A 15,955-nucleotide genomic window follows, 5' to 3' on the forward strand; every position below is an offset into this window, starting at 1 on the left:
TTCCTCGGTGTCGATTCGTGCGGGAATTCCCGCAAACCAGTATTTCCGCCCGTTTTCCGACTCGGCGTGAAACGTGCACCGCGAGACGGCGAGAAGCGCGTTCCAAGTGAGTGGAGCGGAAATCCCGGCCAATGATCACCCTCGGAGCGTCCAATGTGAATTTCCGTCTCCTGTGTTTAATGTCACCCCATCCGCCAGGCCGTCGGCTACGAATTCGTATCTCGCGAAACGCGTTCTCCGCAGAGGGCGACAGAGCCCCGAACAGGGAAAACCCGGCCCATTGCTGGGCGTTCCACGGGAGATCGCCCTCCGAACGGCATCGAAGCACAAACCACAGGCAAAGCCGGACCGGACGCATTGCGAGTTTCATTCCCTCTTCAGACGCTTCCCCACTAAAAACACGCTCATCCCCCCATCACCTCGGATAGCTTCTTAAATTCCTCAGAGGCGCGTTTACGGGCCTCCGTACGGCGTCGCGCACACGAGGCTCCGGTACCGCCACGGAGGGAGATCCACGAAAAGCGGGGAATTCGCTCTGATCGCGCTCGCGGTGCCGCTGAGCGTCATGGCGACCGCCGCGCCCGCCCACGCCGAAGACACGATGGGCCTGCGGGCGAGGGCGACCTCGATCCCAAGCGGCCCCGGCCCCGGCCCCGGCCCCGGCCCCGGGGCCGGGGCCGCCGGAGGTGTCACCGCACGATGACGGGGGTGCCGTGGTCGAGGCTGCCGTTCTCCCACAGCCAGTCCATCGCGGCGATGCTCACCCTGGCGCAGCCGTGGGAGGCGGGGTAGGGCGGGACCGAGGAGTAGCCGTGGACGGCGATGCCGCCGTTGAAGTACTTGGGGCGGTACAGCGAGCCCAGCGGGCCGGGGTCCCAGGCGTCGACCTGGCGGAACACCGAGTACTCGCCGGTCGGGGTGACGGCGACCTGCTGCTGCCCGCGGGACTCGTAGCTCTCCCCCGAACCGGTCGACGTGTTGAAGACCTGCCGCACCTCCCCGTCGGAGACCACGAGCAGCAGTTGGCGCTCCAGGTCGATCTCGACCACGTCGCCCGACCCGCTGGTGGCGCTCGGCCGGACGCCCTCGTCGAGGGCCGCGCGCGTGTCGGGCCCGACCACGCCGTCGCGGCCGATGCCGGCCGCCTTCTGCGCGGCGTAGACGGCCTGGACGGTGAGGTCCTGGAACTCGCCGTCGGCCGGACCGACCCAGTAGCCGAGCTCCCGCAGCCGCTCCTGCAGTCGGACCACCTCGGCCCCCGAGTCGCCCCGGTGCAGCAGGTCCGCGGCCTCGGCCCCGGGCCAGACGGCCGCGGCGGCGGGGGCCGAACGGGCGGTGGAGGCCGAATGGGCCGCGGGGGCGTCCGCGGCCGGGGCGGTGCCGGCGTGCGCCGCGGCGCCGCCGTACCCGGCCGCCACGACCGCCGACAGCGCCAGCGTCGCCGCCCTCGCCGCGTACCTGGGGGGATTTCCGGATTCTCGAATAGCCATACGTGCTCTTTACCCGTCTTTGACATCGGCATTGGCGCTTTGCCGCCCCGGATGGCGGCGGGAGCGCACCACCTGCGCCTTCTCGGACGAGAAATCCGCGGATCGGGATTTCGCCGGAATCGCCCGGTCGGCGGCGGATGCGCGGCGCCGCATCCGGGCACAATGGCCACGGTCGAGAAAAGGAGCGAGGGCATGGGCCTCAGGTTCGGGCTGTTGGGAACGGGGTACTGGGCGGCGGAGACGCAGGGCGCGGCGCTGGCCGGGCATCCCGGCATCACGTTCGCGGGGGTGTGGGGACGCGACGCCGCCAAGGCGGGGGCGCTCGCCGACCGCTACGGCGTCGGCGCCTACCGCGATGTCGACGCCCTGCTCGCCGACGTCGACGCCGTGGCCGTCGCCTTGCCCCCCGACGTGCAGGCGGAGCTCGCGCTGCGCGCGGCGCGGGCGGGTCGGCACCTGCTGCTGGACAAGCCGGTGGCGCTGTCCGCCTCCGCCGCCGAACTGATCGCGGCCGAGACCGGGCGCAACGGCCTGGCGTCGATGGTGTTCTTCACCAACCGGTTCTGCGACGACGTCGAGGCGTTCCTGCACGAGGCCGCCGAAGCGGGCGGCTGGGACGGCGTCCGGGCGACGCTGTTCGCGTCCGTCTTCCAACCGGGCAACCCCTACGGCGCCTCGCCGTGGCGCCGGGAGAAGGGCGGCCTGTGGGACATCGGGCCGCACGCCCTGTCCGTCATCCTCCCGGTGCTCGGCCCGGTGGAGGAGGTGGCGGCGGTCGAGGGGCCGCGCGGCACCGTGCACCTCCTCACCCGGCACAGTGGCGGCGCGGCCGGCACGCTCTCGCTGACCCTCGACGCCGCGCCGGCGGCGACCCGCCACGAGATCGCGTTCCACGGCAGCGGCGGCTGGGCCGCGGTCCCCAAGGGAGAGCGCACTCCCGTGGAGGCGTTCGGCGCGGCGATCGACCGGCTGGTGCGCGACGTGGACCGGGGCGTCACCGGCGACCCCTGCGACGTGCGGTTCGGCCGGGAGGTCGTGGACGTGCTCGCCGCGGCCGAGGCGGCGCTGCGGCGGCGCGGCACCGTCCGCGTCTCCGAGGTCACCGGGACGGACCCGGCCTGAGCCCTCTCCCGCCGACGTCGGCCGGGGGCTCCGGCGGTCGCACGCCGGGACCGGTCAGAACGGGGTCAACGTCACCTCGAGCGACGCGGGCGCGTGGTCCTGGATGTAGGAGGCGAAGCCGCCGACGTCGTCGAAGGCGAAGCCGTAGGCCCTGCCGTCCTCGGTGTTGTCGTGGAACACCTCGGCGTAGGTGTTGGTGACCGCGTGGCGGTAGAAGGCCGCCGGGTCGGTCGTGGGCTGCTCGGCCGAGTCGAGCAGGGTGGAGCGGTTGAAGGCCGCCCCGAGGACGGCGGCGACCGGGCCGGTGACGCCGTCGTTGGGGGCGGCCAGAGCGCCGTCGCAGAAGAACACGTCGCGGGTCGAGGGCTTGGCGATGGGCGCCACTCCCCCGTCGAAGAGGAGCCGGCCCGAGCCGTCCACGCGTCCGGTGAAGGTGCCGGCGTTCGTGGTGACCGACAGGTCGGTCGCCGCGTAGCGCGCCCACACCTCGTCGACGTAGGGGTCGTAGTAGGTGCCGGAGAAGAGACCGGCGTCGACGCCGTGCCCCGGTGCGATCACGCGGAGCCGGTCGCCGACCACGAGCGGGGAGTGGTCGGCGTCGGCGGCGATGGCGTCGAAGACGGCGTCGCGGCCGCCCTCCTTCAGCGTTCCGGTGGTCTGCTCCTGCTCACCGGACAGCCGGATGGACAGCGGGACGCTGAACTGGTCCACCATGCTCGTGTTGCAGAACATGCCTGACGCGTTGTGGGTGAACTCGACCGTGTCGTGGAGGACGTCGTAGTTCGGGTCGGACTCCACCCAGCCGGCCGGGTACTGCAGCGCCGCGTCGCCGTTGCCGTCGGTGACGGCCTTGAAGCGGAGCTTGCCCCCCAGTGCGAAGTAGACGCGGCCCGACATGAAGGGCAGCGAGAGTCCGGCGCCGACCTCGTCGAGCGGGATGGAGTAGTCGGTGAAGCCGCCGTCGACGTTGTCGGCCTCCTTGACCGGCGTCAGCGTCCCGTCGGGGGTGACGTAGGACTGCCGGCCCGTCTCCAGGTCGGTGCCGACGATGTAGACGCGCACCGCGCTGTCGGCGTGGGCGCCGCTGTTGTTGACGATGGTCATCGGGAGCGCTCCCGCCGATGCGGAGCCTCCCGTGAGGCTCGCGGTCGACGGCCGCCCGCACCCGGCGGCCCCGAGCAGAGGGGCGCCGACGGCGGCCAGTGCCGCACCGCCGAGGAAGGACCTTCGTTTCATCATTCGAGGTTCCTCACATAGGGGTCGGAAGTGGGGAACCAATCTGGCGATCCGGCGAGACGAACGTCAACCCTGAGTGATGAGTACACGACGTTAAGGCAGCATCCTTACTGGTAACAAAGTTAACAGGTGATGCAGATCACACTTCTGGAATCCCTGGAGTCGAGGCCTCCCTCCTCCCCGGGGGCCGAGGTCGCTCGCCTCATCCGGCGTCGAGGCGCCGCCACGTGCGGCGGATCAGGACGGCGGCGGTCGCCGCCGTGACGAGCGTGCCGACGGCGAGCGACACCAGGGGGTGCGGGCCCGCGTCGGAGTACCCGGGCAGGGCGAGGACCGGCCACGCCGGGGAGAGCGCCAGCAGCGGCCACCACCAGCCGCCGGGCAGGACCCACATCGCGACGGGCACCAGGACCAGCACGGCCCCGGCACCCTTCACCACCACCAGCGCCTCGACCTTGTTGCCGGCCAGCGCGGTCATCGCGAGGAGCAGCACCGGCGCCTGGAGCGACGCGAGCAGGACCGCCGCCGCCAGGTCCGCCGGGTCGGCCGCACCCGCCATCGCGCTGATCGGCAGTGCGGCGGCGAGCCCGGCCAGGGTGGCGAGCGCGGTCACGAGCATCCGGTAGCCGAAGTAGGCCCCCAACGAGAGCGGGGAGACCCGCAGCGCCGGCAGCACGTGCTCGTCGATGTCCTCGACGGCGCGCAGCCCGCCCGCGACCCCGAACATCATCGGCACGTGCAGCAGGACGAACGCGGCGAGGGCCGCCGGCGTGTGCGGGGCCAGGTCGAACCCGTAGGAGGAGCGCACGTGCTCGACGGCGGGCGGATAGCCGAACCGGAGCGCGACCGCCAGCAGCGCCGGGGCGAGCAGGAGGACGAGGAGCATCGGGTCGCGGCCGACGCCGAGCAGGTCGACGCGGGCGAACCGCAGGACCGGCGGCATCGCGCCGGTCCGCGCCGCGGCACCCGGTCCGGCGGCGCCCCGCCCGACCGCGGCCGAAGGGCGGCCGGGCCGGGCAAGGGCCCGGACTCTTGCCCGGCCCGGCCGGGGGGCCGCGGCGGCGCCGGACTCGATCGCCCGGTGGGCCGCGACGGCGCCGGCCGCGATCCACAGCAGCGCGTAGCCCAGCCCCAGGGCCACGAGCGCGGGCCCCGCCTCGACCGATCCGGGCCGCACGCCCAGCCGGATCAGGTCGGCGCCGACCGTGGTCGGCACCGCGTACATGACCGGATGCTCGACCACTCCGGACGCGTGCAGCATCGGCACCGCGATCAGCGGCACCAGCGCCGGCGGCATCGCCAGCAGGAACCCCTGCAGGGTGCGGGCGCGCGCGCCGATCGCCAGGCACAGGGTGAGCAGCAGCAGCGACGTCACCGCGACGCCGAGCAGGACCGGGGCGAGCGCCCGCGCGACCTCGTCGAGCCGGCCGCGCAGCGCGGCGGCCGGCATCGGGGCGGCGATGGCCAGGGACAGCGCGACGAGCACGATCAGCCGCGCGGCGACGGACTCGCCCGTGCGCAGCGGAGTGGCGGTGAGCGCGGCGCGCGTGCCCTCGCCGCGTTCGAACAGCAGCAGCGCGACGACGAGCAGAGCGCCGAACCCGGCGGTGTCGAGGAACAGCAGGTACGGGGCGAGCACCCGGGCGCCCTCCGCGGGGACGGCCAGCAGCACCAGCGTCCACAGCAGGGCGAGCGCACCGGCGGCGGCCACGATCCCGTAGCGCCATTCGACCCGCGCCTCCAGGGCGACGGCGGCCGGCAGCCTGCTCACAGCGTCTCCCTGGTGACGGTGGCGAACACGTCGTCCAGCGACGCCTCCCGGGTGTGCAGCGTCTCGACGGCCCCCGCGCGCAGGAGCCGGGTGAGCTCGGGGTCGTCGGCCAGCGCGCCGATCCGGAGCTCGCGCCGCACCCGGCGCCCGTCGCTGCGGTACTCCACCACGACACCGGACCGGCCGTGGCGCAGTTTGAACCCGCGGGGCGTGTCGACGGCGGCGATGCGTCCCCCGGTGACGAAGGCCACCCGGTCGCAGAGGAGGTCGGCGGTGGCCATGTCGTGGGTGGTGAGGAAGACCGTTCCCCCGTTGTCGGCGACACCGCGGATCACGCCGCGCAGCATGGCCGCCCGCACGGGGTCCTGCCCGGAGGTCGGCTCGTCCAGGAACAGCAGTTCCGGGCGGTTGACCATCGCCCTGGCCAGGTTGAGGCGCATGCGCATGCCCTTGGAGAAGGTGCCGACCCGCTGATCGGCGGCGTGGCCGAGGTCGACGGCGCGCAGCAGTTCGTCGGGGTCGGCGACCGGCCCGCGGTACAGGGACGCGAAGGCGGCGAGGTTCTCGCGCGCGGTGAGCCTGGTGAACTCGGCGGGCAGCTCGAATCCGACGCCGACGCGCTCGAAGTAGCCGCCGCCCCAGTCCTTCAGCGGGCGCCCCAGGACGCTGACGGCACCCTCGTAGCGGCGCAGCAGCCGGGTGAGGACGCGCTGGGTGGTCGTCTTGCCGGCACCGCTCGGACCGAGGAACCCGAAGATCTCCCCCCGCCCGACGGTGAAGGACATGGCGTCGACGGCGGGGGCCGCGGCGCCGGCGTAGTGCACTCGCAGGTCCTGGACCGCGATGACCGGGTCGGTCATGTTCGGCGTCCTCTCCTGGGCGTTTCGTTCAAGGTCGGGGTGGGGACCGAGGGTCGGCGGGTCGGCCGCCGGGGCGTCAGGGCGCAGGCTCGCCACCCGAGCCGGTGCGCAGCGCGTCGAACGCTCGCTCGACGAGCTCAGGGAGCTCCGAGGCGCCGTTCTCCTCGACCCATGCGGTGATGGCGGTGGCCAGGGCCGCCGAGCAGGCCGCGGCCACCACCCGCACCCGCAGAGGCGGGTCGTGCGCCGAATCGGACCGGCACAGTCCGCGCTCGAACGCCTTCTGGGACGCGGCGAGGTTCTCCGAGATGCGGGCGCGCAGGGCGGGCGTCGTCAGCAGCAGCCGGGAGCGCAGGAAGAGGGCCTCGCGGTTGCCGGGGTAGACCTGTTCGAACCCGATCCCGACCGCCGCGCGGATCCGCTCCATCGGAGGCTCGCTCTCCGGCCTCGCGCGGATCAGCTCCTCCAGCATCGGGTCGTAGTCGTCGCTGAGGACGACGTCCTCCTTGGTGGGGAAGTGGCGGAAGAACGTCATGTGCGAGACGCCGGACGCCTCGGCGATCTGGGCGACGGTGGTGTTCTCGTACCCCTGCGCGAGGAAGAGCTCGAACGCCGCCTCCTGCATCGCCTGCCGCGTCTCCGCCTTCCTCCGCGCCCGCCGGTCCACGTTCCCCCGCCTCCACCGCACCGCCGAAGTAGATGTTAGTTAATAACATTACCTCGTCGACGCGGCCGCCGCCGTGGGGATCGCGCCGTCGACGTCGCCGGAGGAGCGGGAGGCGGGGGCGCGAGGGGCGCGACGCGGTCGCCGCGCCGTCGGCCACGTCCTCTCGCGGCCGACGGCGCGGTCCGCGGGTTCACGGAATCGGACCGCTGCCGACGCGGGCCATGGTCACGCGGTCGGCGTCCATGAGGCGCCGGACCAGCTCCGGGTCGTAATCGGCGAATCCGGCCTCGTTGAGGATGCGCATGTCGGTGGGGTGCGGCAGGATCTCGCTGGGGTGGACCTGACCGATGTCGCTCACCTCCATCGGGTCGAGGACGAAGTCCGCCGGGACGACGCACGGTTCGAGGGCGCGGTAGACGTGCACCCGGAACCCGTAGGGCTCCCCGCCCTCCTCGGCGCGCCCGCGGATGTCGTAGACGCCGACGGGCACGAGTTCGCCGACGGCGACGCCGGCCTCCTCGGCCGCCTCCCGCCGCGCGGCCTGCTCGGCGCTCTCGCCGGGGCCGATGCGCCCTCCCGGCAGCAGCCAGTGCCCCGCGTAGGCGCCGCGGTTCTGCAGCACGAACGTCACGCTCGCCTCCGGTCCGGGGACGATGGCCACGGCGGCCATGATCAGATCGTTCTCGATCGGCTGGTTCGAGGCGTCGGAGGCGGTCGTCATGGGGGGCGTCCTTAGGGGTCGGTCGGCGGGGCCGGTCGGGCGGGCCGAGTCGGTCGGTGGTCTCCTGAATCGTGCGGTGGCGCCGGGCGGGGAGCCGTGCGAGGCTGTCCGGCATGACCGGACACCAGCATGACGGGGTTGTCCTCGCGGTGCGGCCCGCACTCGGCAACGCGGAGCTCAACGACCTCTTCGGCGCCTCGTGGCCCGAGCACCGCGAGACCGACTTCCGCCCGGTGCTGGAGCACAGCCTGGCCTGGGTCGGCGCCCGCCGCGACGACCGGCTCACGGGTTACGTCAACGTCGCCTGGGACGGCGGTGCGCACGCCTTCGTCCTCGACGTCACGGTGCACCCGGACGAGCGGGGACGCGGCCTGGGACGGCGCCTGGTGGCGCGGGCCGCCGACCTCGCCCGAGAGGCCGGGGCGGCATGGCTGCACGTCGACTACGAACCGCACCTCGCCTCGTTCTACGCGGGCTGCGGATTCCGGCCGACGGCGGCCGGGCTGCTGCGCCTGGCCTGAACCGGACCGAGACCCCGGGAGGACCGGGAGAGAAGGTCGGCCTCGTAGCCGGAGGCGAACGTGCGGCCGCCCCGGATGGGCATATCGGCCGCGCGGTCCGGTCGACCCCTTTCGGAAGCCCCTCGTTGCCCCGCACGGCGACCTCTCCGCGTCCTCTCCATGTTTCACGTGGAACTTCACCGCTCATCCGGTACGCGGCCCGCCGCGGACTCCGGCCCCGCCGCCGCTCGGCGGGGCGCGGGGAGGATCCCCGCGAAGCAGACCCGGAGTGTGAGCGGCCCCGCCCCGGGCGGCCGCCGCACCCGCCCGTTCGGGACCCCGGAAACGCGGAACGCCCGCCCCGCGCTCGGCGGGACGGGCGTCTGCTGAGGACGGTGACGGACTACAGGATGATCCGCATCGGCTCTTCCAGGGTCTCGGCGAGGTCCTTCAGGAACTCCGCGCCGACCGCGCCGTCGACGGCGCGGTGGTCCACCGACAGCTCCAGCGCGATGGTGTTGCGGGCGACGACCTCGCCGTCGCGCACCACGGCCTCCTGCTTCATCGCGCCCACCGCGAGGATCGCGGCCTCGGGCGTGTTGATGACGGCGGAGAAGCTGTCGATGCCGAACATGCCCAGGTTGCTCACGCTGAACGTGCCGCCGCCCATCTCCTGCGGCTTCAGCTTGCCGTCGCGCGCCTTGCCGGCGAGCTCACGCGTCCTGGTGGCGATCTCCGACAGCGTGGTCTTGTCTGTGTCGTGGACGACCGGGACGACCAGGCCCTCGTCCAGGGCCACGGCGACGCCGACGTTGATGCGGTGGTGCCGCAGCAGTCTGCCGTCCACCCAGGAGGAGTTGACCCTGGGGTGGCGGCGCAGCGTGGTCGCCGCGGCCTTGACGATCAGGTCGTTGAAGCTGATCTTGACGCCGGTGTCGGCGAGCCGCTCGTTGATGTCGGCGCGGAACGCCTTGAGCGCCTCGGCGTCGATCGTGCGGCGCAGGTAGAAGTGCGGCGCCTCCTGCTTGCTCTGCAGCATGCGGCGCGCCACCACCTTGCGCATGTTCGTGACCGTGAGCTCCTCGGAGGCGCGGCCGTCGTCGAACTCCTCCTGGGGCGCGCCCTTGGCCGGGGCCTGCGCCGGGGTCTCCTTCGCGGCGGGCTCGGCCGGTCCGGCCTCGCCCCGCTCCTTGGCCGCGGCCTCGATGTCGGCGCGGACCACGCGCCCCTTGGGCCCGGAGCCCTTGATCTCGTCGATGTCGAGGCCGTACTCCCTGGCCAGCCGGCGGGCCAGCGGGGAGGTGCGGGTGCGCGGCGCACCGGCGCCCTTGTCCTCGGCCTTGCCGGTCTCCTGCGGCGCGGTCTCCTGCGGCGCCGGCTGCTGCGGCGCGGGCTGGCGCTCCTCGGCCTCCTCCTTCGCCGGGGCCTCCTTCGGAGCGGCCTCCTTCTCGCCCTCCTCCGGTTTTCCGGCGCCCGAGTCGTCGGGGGCCGCTTCGGGGCTGTCGCCCAGGACGCCGATCACGGAGCCGATCGGGACGGTGTCGCCCTCGTTCACCGACTGCTTGACGAGGTAGCCCTCCTCGTAGGCCTCGTACTCCATGACGGCCTTGTCGGTCTCGATCTCGACGAGCACGTCCCCCGGGGCGACCTTGTCGCCGACCTGCTTGACCCAGGAGCTGATGACGCCTTCCTCCATGGTGTCGGAGAGGCGCGGCATGTAGATGTCAGTCATCGTGGTGTCATTCCCCTAATCAACCGACCCGCCGGCCGACGGCGCGCAGGGTCTCGTGAACGGCGGTGGTGATCGACTCGGCCGACGGCAGGGCCGCCGTTTCGAGCGGCTTGGAGTACGGCATGGGAACCTCTGCCATGGCGACCCGGCGGACCGGGGCGTCCAGGTAGTCGAACGCGCCCTCCTGGATGGTGGCGGCGATCTCGGCGCCGATGCCGTAGGTCAGCCAGTCGTCCTCGGCGACCACGGCGCAGCCGGTCTTGCGCACCGACTCCACGATCGTCTCACGGTCCAGCGGGCGGAGGCTGCGCAGGTCGACGACCTCGACGCTGATGTCGTCCTCGGCCAGCTTCTCGGCGACCTGGCCGGCGACCGCGGCCATCCGGGAGTAGCCGATCAGGGTGATGTCGCTGCCTTCGCGGGTCACGGCCGCGCGGCCGATCTCGGCGACGGTGTCATCGTCGTCGGGGACCTCGCCCTTGGTGTTGTACAGGCCCAGGTTCTCCAGGAACAGCACGGGGTCGTCGTCGCGGATCGCGGCGCGCAGCATGGCGGCGGCTTCGGCCGGGGTGCTCGGGGCGACGACCTTCAGGCCGGGGACGAACGAGTAGTACAGCTCGATGTTCTGGGAGTGGGTGGCGCCGAGCTGCTGCCCGCCGCCGCCCGGCATCCGGATGACCATCGGCACGCTGTTCTGGCCGCCGAACATCCCGTAGATCTTGGCGGCGTGGTTGACGATCTGGTCCAGCGCGAGCAGCGAGAAGTTGATCGTCATGACCTCGACGACCGGGCGCAGGCCCAGCATGGCCGCGCCGATGGCGGCGCCGACGAAGCCCTCCTCGGCGATGGGGGTGTCGCGCACCCTGCGCTCGCCGAACTCCTTGAGCAGCCCCTCGGTGATCTTGTAGGAGCCCTCGAAGACGCCGATCTCCTCGCCCATGAGGAAGACGTCCTCGTCGCGGTGCATCTCCGCGCGCAGCGTCTCGCGCAGCGCCTGGCGGTAGGTGATGACGGACATGTGTTTACCCGCTCCTTGTCTACTCGGCGAATACCGGGTCGGCGGGCATTCGGGTGGACTCGTTGGCCACCGGGGTGGCGTAGGTGTAGTCGAAGAGGGTGGAGACCTCGGGGTTCGGGCTGTTCTCCGCGAAGTCGGCGGCGTCGGTGACCTCGTCGCGCACCGAGTCGGCGATCTCCTTCTTGGCGTCGTCGTCGAGCACGCCGGCCTCTTCCAGCCTGGCCTCGAAGGCGGCGACCGGGTCGTTGGCCCTGGCCTCCTCGACCTGCTCCTTGGTCCGGTACTTGGCCGGGTCGACGACCGAGTGGCCCTTCATCCGGTGGCTCATCGTCTCCAGCAGGTACGGGCGCTGCTCGGAGCGGGCGCGCTCGACGAGGTCGCTCGCCGCGTCGCGGACCGCGATCACGTCCTGGCCGTCGACGCGCACGCCCTCGATCCGGTAGGCGGACCCCCGTTTGTGCAGCTCGGGCTCTGCCGAGGACTTGTCGACGGTGGTGCCCATGCCGGTGTAGTTGTTGATCACCACGAACACGACGGGCAGGTTCCACAGCGCGGCGATGTTCAGCGTCTCGTGGAACGCGCCGATGTTGGTGGTGCCGTCGCCCATCTGGCACATGACGACCTCGTCGCCGCCCCGGTAGGAGACGGCGAGCGCGGCGCCGGCGGCCAGGGGGAGCTGACCGCCCACGATGCCGTAGCCTCCGAGCAGCCTGGCCTCGGTGTCGAACATGTGCATGGAGCCGCCCCAGCCCTTGGACACACCGGTGGAGCGGCCGTAGAGCTCGGCCATGACCTCGCGCGGGCTGATGCCCTTGCCGATCGCGTAGCCGTGCTCGCGGTAGTTCGTGAAGAGGTAGTCGCGCTCCTTCAGCGCGGTCATCAGACCGACGACGGTGGCCTCCTCACCCAGGTTCAGGTGGCAGTAGCCACCGATGCGGGCCTGGGTGTAGGCCTGTGCCGTCCGCTCCTCGAAGCGGCGGATCAGCAGCATCTGCCGGTAGTACTCCAGCAGCGCCTTCGGCTGCTCGTCGGCGATGCTCGGCGCGGCGTCCTTGCGGCTCCGCCGGCGGCCGCCCGTGCTTCTGGCGGTGCCGCCGCCCTTCTTGGCCGTGTCAGCCATGGTGGTGCCTTTCTACGTGCGGGGTCGGCCCCGACCGGACCGGTGGGTCCGCCGGGAGCCGGCGCCGTGCCGCGCGGTCACGCGTAAGCACGGCAAAGGTGCGCCGTCGCCGGGCTCAACGGCGGGCGCTGGAGTGGCTGGAAAACCTGGTCGCCGGACTCCTCGGATCGCCGCGCGGTCGGCCCCCGCAGGTGTAGCCGCTGGGGTTGCGGGGAATGTAATCCGACCACTTCGCTCACCGTGTCGTCAGCGTTGTCGTGTGAGGTTCGTCGCGCACACTCTACGTACTGATCGATGATCGATCAATACGACTTTAGAGTAGATCCCGGACTTTTGCCCCGCGAAGGGTGAGGTGAGAGAGGTCCGGACGGCGCAGGAGACGGCGCCGCGGACCGCGGCGGAGCAGACGCTCAGCCGACGGCGTCCCGGGACTTCAGCGCGGCCTCCACGTAATTGAGCACGTGGTCGCTGAGCATCCGGCCGACGCCGGGATCGCGGTCGCGGAACGCCCGGGTGATCTGGTGGTGGTCGGCGGCCTTGGCGTGCAGCTCCATGTTGAGCCAGCGGACCGAGAGCGCCGTCCAGACCTCCACGCCCAGCGACTCCCATGTGTGAAGCAACACACTGTTGTCCGCCGCGCGCACGATCTCGCGGTGGAAATCGACGCTGTGCTTGATCTGTTCTTCCACGTCACCGCTTGTGGTGGCCCGCTTCAGCGCGTCGACCTCGCGCTCCAGCGGGCGGATGTCCTCGGCCAGGGCCGGGGCGGCGAGTTCGGCCGCGACGAGTTCGAGACCGGCCCGAACGGGATAGATCTCTGCCATGTCCGCGACACCAAACGCGCGCACCCGCGCCCCCTTGTTCGGCACGGACTCGATCAGCCGCAGCGTCTCCAGTTCGCGCAGCGCCTCCCGCACGGGCGCCTGGCTCACGTTGAGCTCGGCCGCCACACGCCGTTCGACGATGCGCTCCCCCGGCTGCCACCGTCCGGACAGCAGGCCATCGACCAGCACGCGCCGGATCTGCTCCCGCAGCGGATTGCGCGCCAACCGGGAAGGGGCATCCGGCCTCTCCGGGAGGTCGACCATCAACGACCTTTCTGTTCTGGGTGGACCATGGGCGAAGGCTCATTTGAGAGTGCCACATCGCGTCTGCGCCACCGACACGTGACGCTGTTTCCTCACGGAACGCTCACGCGGAGGTCTCAGCAGGATGAACAGTGCGCGCTCGGTGCCTTACCCATCGGCAAAGCACGAGGTAGGACGATCGTAATTCCCAGGTCTCCGGGTGGCTTGACCACGGGGGACGGTATGCTCTCCTGTCGGAAATGTTCTGAAACGCTGACCGCGGCGTCCAGGTGACCACCCCCACAAGAGTCACCCGGTCCCCGGTCGAAAGAGACCCTGCGGTGTGCTGCGGTCTCGCGGGAGCGCCGTCACGAGCGGTTGCGCCCGCACCGGTTCCAGGGCTCCTTCCCCCAGGCCCGTGCCGACGCGTCCGCCCGACGCGTCGCGTCCCTTCCGACCCGACGACCAGTCCCAGCGGCGAGCCCGTCCCCCTTACGCACGATCGTGCCGCAGGCCAGCCCACACCCGTGAGACAGCACTGAGCACATGATGCATACATTGCGGATCCGGCCCAAGCCGCCCAACCGAGCCGGCAATCCCCTCCTCCTTCCAGTCCTCTACCGATTCAGCAGAGTCGACGTCAACCGGGTCGCGACGGGACCGTTCGCCCTGCGCCCCAAGACCGGGAGGCCCCGGAGGGTCGTCTGGCCCAGCACGAGCGAGCTCGCGTGGGGCATGGCCTCCGACAAGACCGCCATCCTGCTGGCCGTGGTGCTGGTCACGATGACGGTCCTCTCCGCGGGCGTGCTGCAGCCGATCGACAACCTGGTCAACACGCTGCCGCGCCCGTTCGAGGCCGACATCAGGGAGTTCCTCATCCTCTGGCCCGACACGGTCGCCTCGCGTTTCGTGGCGCTGCCCGTGCTCGGCGTGGTCTCGCTGCACCTGGCCTACCACCACCGCTCGTGGCGCCCGATCGTGCTGGCCGGCGGCGGCGGGTTCGTCATGGTCTGCCTGGTCGCGACGATGAAGGTGGTGCTGGCCCGATCGCACCCGCGCACCTTCGACCCGTCGTTCTTCAGCGGCACGGGCGACGTCTCCTTCCCCTCCGGGCACGGCGCCAACGCCATCCTGATCTACGGCCTGGTGCTCTACATGATCGTGCGCTACCGGGCCGCCCGGCCGCACATCGTGCGACGCCTGGCCTACTGCATCGCCGCGATCGCGGTCCTGCAGTCGATGGTCTCGGTCTACCTGCACTTCCACTGGTTCACCGACCTGGTGGCCGGGATGATCGCCGGCGCGCTGGCGCTGCGCCTGACGATGCGGCTCGACGAGATGATCCCCGAGGGGCGGACCGCGTACTGGTGGCCGTGGTACGGCCGCAGAGCGGACGGCGAACCGGTCGAGCAGCCCTGATCGGGCTCTGACCGCCGCGTTCGGGGGCGAGGCGGGGCTTTCGGGGCCCGGGCCGCTGTGCCGCCGGCGGCTTGCGCGCACCGCGGCAGCCGCCCCCTGCGCGAACCCGATCGTCGAACATCAGTGAGGCGGGCCCGCCCCCGCCTGTCGGCGGTGATCGGACGGTGGCCGCCGCGCGGAACCCCGCGCGGCGGCCACCGTCGTCTCAGGCGTGGCCGGGTTTGGCCGTATCGGGTCCGCGGCGGCTCCCGGCCGGTTCTCCCATGGACAATGTGAGGTCGGACACCCAGGCGCCGGGAGGGATGACGCGGTGGAACTCGACCACACGGATCTGGCGATCGTGCGCGAACTGCAGGCCGACGGCCGGTTGGCGTTCGAGAGCCTGGCCGGCCGCGTCGGGCTCTCCCGCGCGGCGGCGCGGCTGCGGGTGCAGCGGCTGGTGGACTCCGGCGCGATCCGTGTGGTCGGGGTGGTGCACCCGGAGGTCCGCGGCATGAGCGTGCAGGCGCACCTGTCGATCGACGTCGAGGCCGACGCCGCACCGGTGGCGGCGGCCGTCGCCGCGCTGCCGCAGGTGGCGCTGGTGAGCCTCACCGCCGGCCGGTTCCCCGTGCTCGCCGAGCTGCGCGGCAGGGGGCTGCCGGAGCTGACCGGCTCCATCGAGCGGATCCGGGCGCTGCCCGGCGTGCGCGACGCCAACACGGTGGTCCACACCGACGTCCTCAAGGACCCGCACCTGCCCCGGGACACCGTTCCCGAGATCGACCTCGACGAGACCGACGCGGCATTGCTGGAGCTGCTGGAGCGCGACGGACGCGTCTCCTTCGCCGACATGGCGGGCCGGATCGGGCTGTCCGCCGGAGCGGTGCGCAGCCGGGTGCTGCGGCTGCTGGCGGCCTCGGCGGTCCGGGTGACCGCCCTGGTCGACCCGGGCGCCTTCGGACTCGTCCAGTTCGGCGGGTTCATGCTGCGGCTGGAGGACGCCGACGCCGGCGTCCTCGCCGGGATCGCCGCGTGGAGCCGGATCCGGTTCCTGGCGCGCTGCCTGGGCCGCGCCGACGTCATCGGGACCGTCGCGGCCGAGTCGGTCACCGACCTGCACGCGGTCTACGAACGGATGCGCGCGCTGCCCGGCGTCCGGGTCACCGAGACCTGGGTGTACGTGGAACCGGTGAAGCAGGCCCACGACGCCCCCCGGCCCGAGTGCGCGCGGAGCGGGTGAGCGCTGAAGG

14 protein-coding genes are annotated in these 15,955 nt (G+C 72.0%); 4 read left to right on the forward strand and 10 right to left on the reverse strand.

Features of this window, described 5'->3' with window-relative positions:
• Positions 1–689: 689 nt before the first annotated feature.
• Positions 690–1,490: a L,D-transpeptidase family protein gene (locus HDA32_RS28035; protein WP_179646004.1), complete on the reverse strand. Its 801-nt coding sequence runs from the start codon at positions 1,488–1,490 to the stop codon at positions 690–692.
• Between the two features lie 192 nt (positions 1,491–1,682).
• Here HDA32_RS28035 and HDA32_RS28040 point away from each other — a divergent pair, with 192 nt between their 5' ends.
• Complete coding sequence (locus HDA32_RS28040; protein WP_179646005.1) at positions 1,683–2,612, forward strand: Gfo/Idh/MocA family protein; 930 nt, start codon at positions 1,683–1,685, stop codon at positions 2,610–2,612.
• A gap of 54 nt (positions 2,613–2,666) precedes the next feature.
• Here HDA32_RS28040 and HDA32_RS28045 read toward each other — a convergent pair whose 3' ends face one another.
• The 5 genes from HDA32_RS28045 to HDA32_RS28065 all read right to left on the reverse strand — a co-directional run bounded on the left by HDA32_RS28045 (position 2,667) and on the right by HDA32_RS28065 (position 7,867).
• Entirely contained in the window at positions 2,667–3,851 is a 1,185-nt protein-coding gene (locus HDA32_RS28045; protein WP_179646006.1) for a glycoside hydrolase family 64 protein, read from the reverse strand.
• Positions 3,852–4,050: 199 nt separating this feature from the next.
• Positions 4,051–5,619, reverse strand: coding sequence for a fluoroquinolone export ABC transporter permease subunit (locus tag HDA32_RS28050; RefSeq protein ID WP_179646007.1), 1,569 nt, complete (start codon positions 5,617–5,619; stop codon positions 4,051–4,053).
• Complete coding sequence (locus HDA32_RS28055; RefSeq protein WP_179646008.1) at positions 5,616–6,479, reverse strand: ABC transporter ATP-binding protein; 864 nt, start codon at positions 6,477–6,479, stop codon at positions 5,616–5,618. Before HDA32_RS28055 ends, HDA32_RS28050 begins: the two co-directional genes overlap by 4 nt.
• Positions 6,480–6,555: 76 nt before the next feature.
• Positions 6,556–7,146, reverse strand: coding sequence for a TetR/AcrR family transcriptional regulator (locus HDA32_RS28060; protein WP_312863360.1), 591 nt, complete (start codon positions 7,144–7,146; stop codon positions 6,556–6,558).
• Between the two features lie 190 nt (positions 7,147–7,336).
• Positions 7,337–7,867 (reverse strand): NUDIX domain-containing protein, encoded by a 531-nt coding sequence (locus HDA32_RS28065; protein ID WP_179646009.1) that lies wholly within the window; start codon positions 7,865–7,867, stop codon positions 7,337–7,339.
• A 113-nt stretch (positions 7,868–7,980) separates the two neighbouring features.
• On the opposite strand from HDA32_RS28065, the gene HDA32_RS28070 reads away from it, so the two are divergent.
• Positions 7,981–8,388 (forward strand): GNAT family N-acetyltransferase, encoded by a 408-nt coding sequence (locus HDA32_RS28070; protein ID WP_179646010.1) that lies wholly within the window; start codon positions 7,981–7,983, stop codon positions 8,386–8,388.
• Positions 8,389–8,770: 382 nt separating this feature from the next.
• Here the strand turns inward: HDA32_RS28070 and HDA32_RS28075 are convergent, their stop codons facing one another.
• The 4 genes from HDA32_RS28075 to HDA32_RS28090 all read right to left on the reverse strand — a co-directional run bounded on the left by HDA32_RS28075 (position 8,771) and on the right by HDA32_RS28090 (position 13,325).
• Positions 8,771–10,099: a dihydrolipoamide acetyltransferase family protein gene (locus tag HDA32_RS28075; RefSeq protein WP_179646011.1), complete on the reverse strand. Its 1,329-nt coding sequence runs from the start codon at positions 10,097–10,099 to the stop codon at positions 8,771–8,773.
• A gap of 19 nt (positions 10,100–10,118) precedes the next feature.
• The gene (locus tag HDA32_RS28080) at positions 10,119–11,117 is read right to left on the reverse strand and encodes an alpha-ketoacid dehydrogenase subunit beta (protein ID WP_179646012.1); all 999 of its coding nucleotides are present in this window, start codon (positions 11,115–11,117) and stop codon (positions 10,119–10,121) included.
• Positions 11,118–11,136: 19 nt separating this feature from the next.
• Positions 11,137–12,237, reverse strand: coding sequence for a pyruvate dehydrogenase (acetyl-transferring) E1 component subunit alpha (gene pdhA / locus HDA32_RS28085; protein WP_179646013.1), 1,101 nt, complete (start codon positions 12,235–12,237; stop codon positions 11,137–11,139).
• Positions 12,238–12,647: 410 nt separating this feature from the next.
• Complete coding sequence (locus HDA32_RS28090) at positions 12,648–13,325, reverse strand: GntR family transcriptional regulator (protein ID WP_179646014.1); 678 nt, start codon at positions 13,323–13,325, stop codon at positions 12,648–12,650.
• Between the two features lie 714 nt (positions 13,326–14,039).
• Here HDA32_RS28090 and HDA32_RS28095 point away from each other — a divergent pair.
• Positions 14,040–14,723 carry a phosphatase PAP2 family protein gene (locus HDA32_RS28095; RefSeq protein ID WP_246335317.1) on the forward strand — a complete coding sequence of 228 codons (684 nt, stop codon included), beginning with the start codon at positions 14,040–14,042 and terminating at the stop codon, positions 14,721–14,723.
• A gap of 310 nt (positions 14,724–15,033) precedes the next feature.
• Positions 15,034–15,945 (forward strand): Lrp/AsnC family transcriptional regulator, encoded by a 912-nt coding sequence (locus HDA32_RS28100; RefSeq protein WP_179646015.1) that lies wholly within the window; start codon positions 15,034–15,036, stop codon positions 15,943–15,945.
• Positions 15,946–15,955: the final 10 nt, after the last annotated feature.

This window comes from Spinactinospora alkalitolerans (genome assembly GCF_013408795.1).
Classification (GTDB): domain Bacteria; phylum Actinomycetota; class Actinomycetes; order Streptosporangiales; family Streptosporangiaceae; genus Spinactinospora; species Spinactinospora alkalitolerans.